This is a genomic window from Thioclava kandeliae (assembly GCF_040297545.1).
GTDB lineage: Bacteria > Pseudomonadota > Alphaproteobacteria > Rhodobacterales > Rhodobacteraceae > Thioclava > Thioclava kandeliae.
The window spans coordinates 1-6,741 of record NZ_JAYWLC010000050.1 but is presented as its reverse complement, the minus strand read 5'-3'; the positions used below and the strand labels follow the sequence as shown (position 1 = coordinate 6,741).

The window sequence follows — 6,741 nt, the reverse complement described above, 5'->3', positions numbered from 1 at the left end:
ATCGATCGCCTTGCGCGAGAGACTGACGTGGTGCGCCGTCTCATGACCATTCCGGGCATCGGGCCGCTGATCGCCACAGCACTCGCCACATTAGCGCCACCTCCAGAGATCTTCCGCAAGGGGCGCGACTTGTTCGTCGGGCTGCCCGTCCCCCGGACGGGCAGCTGGCCCTCCTCACCCTGGCTCGGCCTCACCCCACGCCAGCATTCAACCGGCGGGAAGCAGAGGTTGGGGGCTACGACCAAGATGGGCGAACGTTCCCTGCGGAGGCTGCTGATCATCGGCGCCAACAGCGTCATCATCAAGCGACGCTGCCTCGCCGCGGCGCAGCCGGGCACCTGGCTCGACAGCATGTTGAGGCGCAAGCCGCCGATGTTGGTCAGGGTAGCATTGGCTAACAAGATGGCACGGCCTCAGCCACTCTCTTGAACCAGTGGCGTTCGTGGCTTCGATCTGGACGATCCTGAAGACAAAGGAGGTCTACCGGGCTCCGGCCATGGCGGCGTAACACCCGTCAGCGGTCGCGAGACGTCGGACGCGGAGGAGGGCTGAGAGCAGTTTGGCGCAACGGTCGTGAGACAGGATCAGGAAAACCAGTTGTGCAACATGTGCCTCTGAGCACGCGGCGTTGATTTGGACCTGATCTGCGAACACCATACGGGCCCGCGACATGAAGATGGTCGCAACTTGAGGCTGGATACATGTCAACACCCGACACCGCGCGAAACAGTTCTGAAAACCCTCTTGCGCGAGGGGCGGTTATACATGTTGCACATATCGGTGAGAGGGATTCACCTCGTGAACCCTGATGGTTAGGTAGTCGGGATGTCAAAGCCTGCCAACACCCGCTACCGCACGACCAACTGGTCTGATTATAACGCCTCCCTGAAGCGGCGAGGATCGTTGTCGGTTTGGTTCGATCCTGACATGTCCTGGCAGGCAGAGCGAAATCGCAAGCGCGGCCACCCCAAAACCTTCTCCGATAGCGCCATTCAGACCTGCTTAACGCTGAAAGTGCTGTTCGGCCTGCCGCTCCGCCAAACTGTCGGTCTGGTCGCGAGCCTGATCGAGATGGCCGGGCTGGACTGGCCCGTGCCGGACTATTCGACGCTGTGCCGGTGTCAGGCTCGGACCCAAGTGCAAATCCCGTACCGGCGCTCTGCTGCACCTCTGAACTTGCTGATCGACAGCACCGGCATCCGCTTTCGAGGTGATGGAGAATGGCTTTCGCGTAAGCATGTAGCGACGCGCAGACGCGAATAGCGAAAGGTGCATCTGGCGATGGACACAGCCACTGGCGATATTCGCGCGGTCGAATTCACCTCCAGCAGGCAAGACGACAGCTCGATCCTGCCGGAACTTCTGTCGCAGATCTCGGCCCGCGAAGAAATAGAGACAGTCACGGCCAATGGCGCCTATGACACACGCCGATGCCATGCGGCGATACTCGAGCATGGGGCAGAACCGATCATACCGATCCGTCGCAATGGCCGAGCATGGAAGCCGGACTGCCCCCCCGCCATATCGCGAAACGCGATCCTACGTGCGACGCGATGTCTGGGCCGATCGATCTGGAAGAAATGGACCGGCTACCACACGCGAAGTCGCGTCGTGGCCCAGATGAACCGTCTGAAGCTTTTGGGCGATCGGATCATGTCGCGAGACCCCGACCGCCAGACCGCAGAAATCCAAATCCGTATCGCTGTCATGAACCGCTGCTCGGCCCTTGGACGGGCCGAGATCGAGGCCGTCGCATGAGACCAGAGCGGTAAGGGGCTAACGCGTCCCGACGTCTGATTTGCGCAACAACTCCGGAGCCTTGCCCGATTAAACGTGCGGGCAGCGGAAAATCGCAGCGGATTTAAAATACGCATAACGTTAATAGTTTCACATGAATAAAAAAAACTTTAACCGATTTAAAAGACAAATTTGAACTGCGTCAATTAATCTCAATGACTTACGAGTAAAAAATTACTGATTTAATGTGGATTTTCATCACTTCGGAGGCGCAGCGCGAGACGGCCGAAGCCTATCTGACCCATCTCTACTCCCCCGAGGCACAGGCGCTCGCACTTAAAAACTACTACCGCGCATGGGATCTGTCGCAGGCCGCGCCCGAAGATATCGCTCGCTTCCCCGAGCTTGACCGCGTCTCCATCGACCAATTCGGCGGCTGGGAAAAGGTGCAGCCCGAATTCTTCGGCTATGGCGGGATCTTCGACCAGATCTACGGGGCACAGTGACCATGGCGCTCCTGTCCCGCAGCCCCTCCCCCCTGCCCGGTTTTAGGCCAGCCTTCGGTCTGCTGATCGCCGCGCTGTCGATCGTGGTACTGGTGCCGATCGTAACCCTGCTAGGTCATGGCGCGGCGATCGGCACCACCGAGATCTGGTCTGTGGTCAGCGCCCCGCGCGTGCGGGCCGCCCTTGGCCTGTCCTTCGGAAGGGCCTTCCTTGCCGCAGCGTTCAACCTTGTCTTCGGCGCGGCTCTGGCATGGGTACTGGTGCGCTACCGATTTGCCGGGCGGCGGCTGATCGATGCGGCGATCGACCTGCCCTTCGCGCTGCCCACCGCTGTGGCGGGCATCGCCCTGACCGCCCTTTATGCACTCAACGGGCCATTCGGATCGGTGCTTGCGCCGCTCGGGATCAAGATCGCCTATGGCCCGATCGGCATCTGGCTCGCGCTGGTCTTTACCGGCCTGCCCTTCGTGGTGCGCACGGTGCAGCCGGTGATCGAGGAAATCGATGCCGAGATCGAGGAAGCCAGCGCCACCCTAGGCGCACGCCGCCCCTATACGCTACGCCGGATCATCCTGCCCATGCTGACGCCCGCCCTGCTGACGGGTTTCGCGCTGGCACTGGCGCGGGGGGTGGGGGAATATGGCTCGGTCATCTTCATCGCCGGCAACCTGCCCTTCAAGACCGAGATCGCGCCGCTTCTGATCGTGATCCGGCTCGAAGAATTCCACTATGACGCAGCGAGCGCCATAGGCATCGCCATGCTGGTGATCTCTTTCGCGATGCTGCTGGTCATCAATTTTCTGCATGTCTGGAGCCGAGGGAGAACCGGCAATGTCTGACACCCTGTCCCGCGCCCCTTCCGTCACCACCGAACCGCGTCTGGCGCGGGGCCTGATGATCGCGGGCATCATTACTCTGACCGCAATCCTTCTCTTCGCACCGCTGGTGATCGTTTTTATCGAGGCTATGGCCGAGGGGATCGGCGCCGCACTGTCCAGCCTAGCCTCCCCCGATGCGGCCTCGGCGCTACGGCTCACGCTGATCGTCTGCGCGATCTCGGTGCCGACAAATGCGGCAATCGGTATCGCCGCCGCATGGGTCATCACCAAATTCGATTTTCGCGGAAAGGTGCTGTTGATGACGCTGATCGATCTGCCGTTTTCCATCTCGCCAGTGGTGGCGGGGTTAGCGCTGGTTCTGGTCTTCGGGGCGCATTCCACGCTCGGGTCATGGCTGATCGCCCATGATATGAAGGTGATCTTTGCGCTGCCGGGCATCGTGCTGGCCACGCTGTTCATCACCTTCCCCTTTGTCGCCCGCGAGCTGATCCCCGTGATGATGGAGCAAGGCCGCGCCGAGGAAGAAGCCGCGCTGACGCTCGGGGCCACGGGCTGTCGGATATTTTTCACCGTGACCCTCCCCAATATCCGTTGGGCGCTGCTTTATGGGGTGCTGCTGTGCAATGCCCGCGCGATGGGCGAATTCGGCGCAGTGGCAGTGATCTCGGTCAAAATCCGTGGCGAGACCGCGACCATGCCGGTCATGATCGAGATGCTTTATAACGAGTATCTGTCGGTTGCGGCCTTTTCACTTGCCTCAGCGCTTGCCCTGATGGCGCTGCTGACGCTTGCCGCCAAACCCCTGATCGAATGGCGCTATGCGGGCCTCACCGCCGCCACGCGTCGCCATTGACCCTTTGCCGGAAAGGCTTTCACATGTTTATCGAAATCGACGCTATCGCTAAGGAATTCGCCGCGACCCGTGCGCTGCATCCGGTATCTTTGACCATTCCTTCGGGGGCAATGGTCGCGCTGCTGGGGCCATCGGGCTCGGGCAAGACCACGCTTTTGCGCATCCTCGCAGGGCTCGAATATCCGAGCTCGGGCCGCGTACTGTTTGACGGCCAGGATGCCACCAGCCTCAGCGTACAGGACCGCCGAGCGGGCTTTGTGTTCCAGCATTACGCGCTCTTCAAACATATGACCGTGTTCGAAAATATTGCCTATGGCCTGCGCGCCCGTCCGCGCCGCCTGCGCCCGACCGAGGCCGAGATCGGACGGCGGACCAACCGTCTGCTGGAGCTGATCCAGCTGCCCGATATCGGCTGGCGCTATCCCGCACAGCTTTCGGGCGGCCAGCGCCAGCGGGTGGCGCTGGCCCGTGCGCTGGCGATCGAACCGCGGATGCTTCTGCTCGATGAACCTTTCGGGGCACTTGATGCGCGGGTGCGCAAGGATCTGCGGCAGGGCCTGCGCGAGATCCATGACACGACGGGACTGACCACCGTGTTCGTGACCCATGATCAGGACGAAGCAATGGAACTGGCCGATCTGGTGGTGGTGATGTCGATGGGCCGGATCGAGCAGATCGGCCGCCCCGCCGATATCCGCGCCCGCCCCGCCAGCGATTTCGCCCGTGCCTTTGTCCAGGCCTGACAACCGCGAAGGGAGGAGAGAGATGCAACTTGACCGGATCGACCGCAAGATCCTTGATCTCATGATGCGCGACGCGACATTGTCCGTAGCTCAGATTGCCGAAGTCGTGGGCCTATCCCAGACACCCGCATGGAAACGATTACAGAAGCTCGAAGCAGCCGGTGTCATCACAGGCCGCGTAGCGCTGGTTGACCCGGCCAATATCGGCTTGGGGCTTATTGTCTTCATGGGGGTGGAGGCCGCCGATCACAGTGTGGAATGGCGCGAGACCTTCCGCGCGACGATCGAGGACTTCCCCCAGATCACCGAAGTCTACCGCATGGCGGGCGCGGTCGATTACCTGCTGAAACTGGTTTTGCCCGATACGGCGGCCTTCGACCGGTTCTATCTTGAGTTCACCACCCGTCTGCCCTGCCGCAATATCACCTCGGGCATCGCGATGGAGACCCTGCGCCATCGCAGCGGCTGGCCCATTAATGTCGCGACGGCCTGACACGAACTATTCGGGTATTAGTTGTCGCGCGAATATATCGACTGCATAGCCCCCGTTTGCTGAATGCACGCCAAAGGATGCCGGGTATTAGCGAAGGTTCTATGAGGCAATTCGCGATATGCCGCGAAAATCTCCGCGCGGATCGCCCATAACCTGCGCGACCGACCCTGCGCGCAAACGGGATACATCCCGCCACTAGCTTCTCACGCTGATATCGCCACATATTTTTGCCCTGAGGCGTTTCGTGACGGATAGACTTGCGTCAAGGAACGAGGCTAAACGCCGATTTTCACTAGTCCTAAAGCATTTCTCTCACGAGGATCCAAAAAAGCGAGCCTAAGAACAGGTTCGGTATATGTCGTCCGAATAGCTAGTCTGCCTACGCCCGATTGCCGAACCGAGTGTGAGAGTTTCTATCGTGCTCACCTATTGCCGCGCAACACATATGTTAATACCCGCCCATTCAACGAAGTATGCGGATCGTAGATGGATTTTTTATATCTTCGACAGCGCAGGCACAGCGCTAGCCGATCGGCGGATGACGCAGAATCCGGAATAATGAACTCCTGTCTCATCAGGTTGACAGCCGTCAACCGAGCGAAGGCACTGAGTAGTTGACGGCTGTCAACTGTAGCAAATCTAATGGCATCGGAGGCAGCGAAGGCGTTGACTTCGCAGACTACTGGAATGTCGTTTAAGGCAATCGTCTGTGTCAATCTAGGTAAGTGCAGCTTCGGAACGAGTTTTTAATCGTTCGAGGAAACATAGAGCGTCTGTTTACTTTCTCTGACACCGAATGAGCCAGCGTACAGAATACAGATTGCCGACATGCTTTTTTGTTGGGTGGCTGTGGCTAGAACGCACACGACAGATCCCTTCCTCTTTTTTGCAACAGAACCTACGCCCTCCACAAGCTAATCGACTATGTTTTGAATTCGTTGAGTGTCGCAGCCAGTAAACAACGACCGCCGAGACAGCGATGGCAAAGCTAAATGCTTTGGGGCATTGGTCGCACCTGGTTGCCACACACCTCCAGTCCTTGTGCCTGCTGAACATAATCTCGTTGCGATTACTCCGATTGCACGCGCGTTTGTCGCATTTGACCGGCGACTTGCGTCGCTTCCGGTGCAGACTACATATACTCAACTTTTGTCCGGTAGGGCTCTTCCGAACTAGGTAGCCTCATAGCCCCCGGACAACCGAGCACCCGCGTCCAATTCATCGATGACGATCGCTCCTACTACCGTGTCCGCAGATCGGTGCGACTTGGATTAGAAATCGGCAAGCTAATCTGAAAGAGAGACGGTGCCGAATAAGATCGTGTCCCACGGGGTGGTGTAGCTCAGGTGGCCATCGGGTTTCTTGGTAAGGTCGGGTTGCTAGACTCAATCTGATCCAAGGATGACACCCGATGACCAAACCTATGATGGACCTTCGCGCGCTTGTCGAACAGAGCGGCGATGCAGATTTACTGCGTGAGATGATTGGCTTTGCCGCCGAGCGACTAATGGAGCTCGAGGTTGGCGCCAAGACCGGCGCGGACTATGGCGAGAAGAGTGCCGAACGACTG

Annotated in this window: 4 protein-coding genes and 4 pseudogenes; all 8 read left to right on the top strand. The window is 59.2% G+C overall.

Going from position 1 to position 6,741, the window contains the following annotated elements; genetic code table 11:
- Window positions 1-508, top strand: a pseudogene (locus VSX56_RS20185) (transposase); the annotation flags it as partial.
- 317 nt (window positions 509-825) lie between these two features.
- Window positions 826-1,758, top strand: a pseudogene (locus VSX56_RS20180) (IS5 family transposase).
- Window positions 1,759-1,994: 236 nt separating this feature from the next.
- Window positions 1,995-2,243: pseudogene (locus VSX56_RS20175) on the top strand (sulfate transporter subunit); the annotation flags it as partial.
- A 2-nt stretch (window positions 2,244-2,245) separates the two neighbouring features.
- A complete protein-coding gene (gene cysT, locus VSX56_RS20170) occupies window positions 2,246-3,082 on the top strand; it encodes a sulfate ABC transporter permease subunit CysT (protein ID WP_350939331.1) in 837 nt (278 codons plus the stop codon).
- Window positions 3,075-3,935, top strand: coding sequence for a sulfate ABC transporter permease subunit CysW (gene cysW / locus VSX56_RS20165; protein WP_350939330.1), 861 nt, complete (start codon window positions 3,075-3,077; stop codon window positions 3,933-3,935). The genes cysT and cysW overlap by 8 nt, the downstream gene beginning before the upstream one ends.
- Before the next feature lie 23 nt (window positions 3,936-3,958).
- Complete coding sequence (locus VSX56_RS20160; RefSeq protein ID WP_350939329.1) at window positions 3,959-4,678, top strand: sulfate/molybdate ABC transporter ATP-binding protein; 720 nt, start codon at window positions 3,959-3,961, stop codon at window positions 4,676-4,678.
- A 22-nt stretch (window positions 4,679-4,700) separates the two neighbouring features.
- Window positions 4,701-5,171 carry an Lrp/AsnC family transcriptional regulator gene (locus tag VSX56_RS20155; protein WP_350939328.1) on the top strand — a complete coding sequence of 157 codons (471 nt, stop codon included), beginning with the start codon at window positions 4,701-4,703 and terminating at the stop codon, window positions 5,169-5,171.
- Window positions 5,172-6,582: 1,411 nt separating this feature from the next.
- Window positions 6,583-6,741, top strand: a pseudogene (locus VSX56_RS20150) (IS256 family transposase); the annotation flags it as partial.

Excerpts from the sequence above, each read along its gene's own strand:
- cysT (WP_350939331.1), top strand. The coding sequence starts at position 2,246 with ATGGCGCTCCTGTCCCGCAGCCCCTCCCCCCTGCCCGGTTTTAGGCCA.
- cysW (WP_350939330.1), top strand. The coding sequence starts at position 3,075 with ATGTCTGACACCCTGTCCCGCGCCCCTTCCGTCACCACCGAACCGCGT.
- VSX56_RS20160 (WP_350939329.1), top strand. The coding sequence starts at position 3,959 with ATGTTTATCGAAATCGACGCTATCGCTAAGGAATTCGCCGCGACCCGT.
- VSX56_RS20155 (WP_350939328.1), top strand. The coding sequence starts at position 4,701 with ATGCAACTTGACCGGATCGACCGCAAGATCCTTGATCTCATGATGCGC.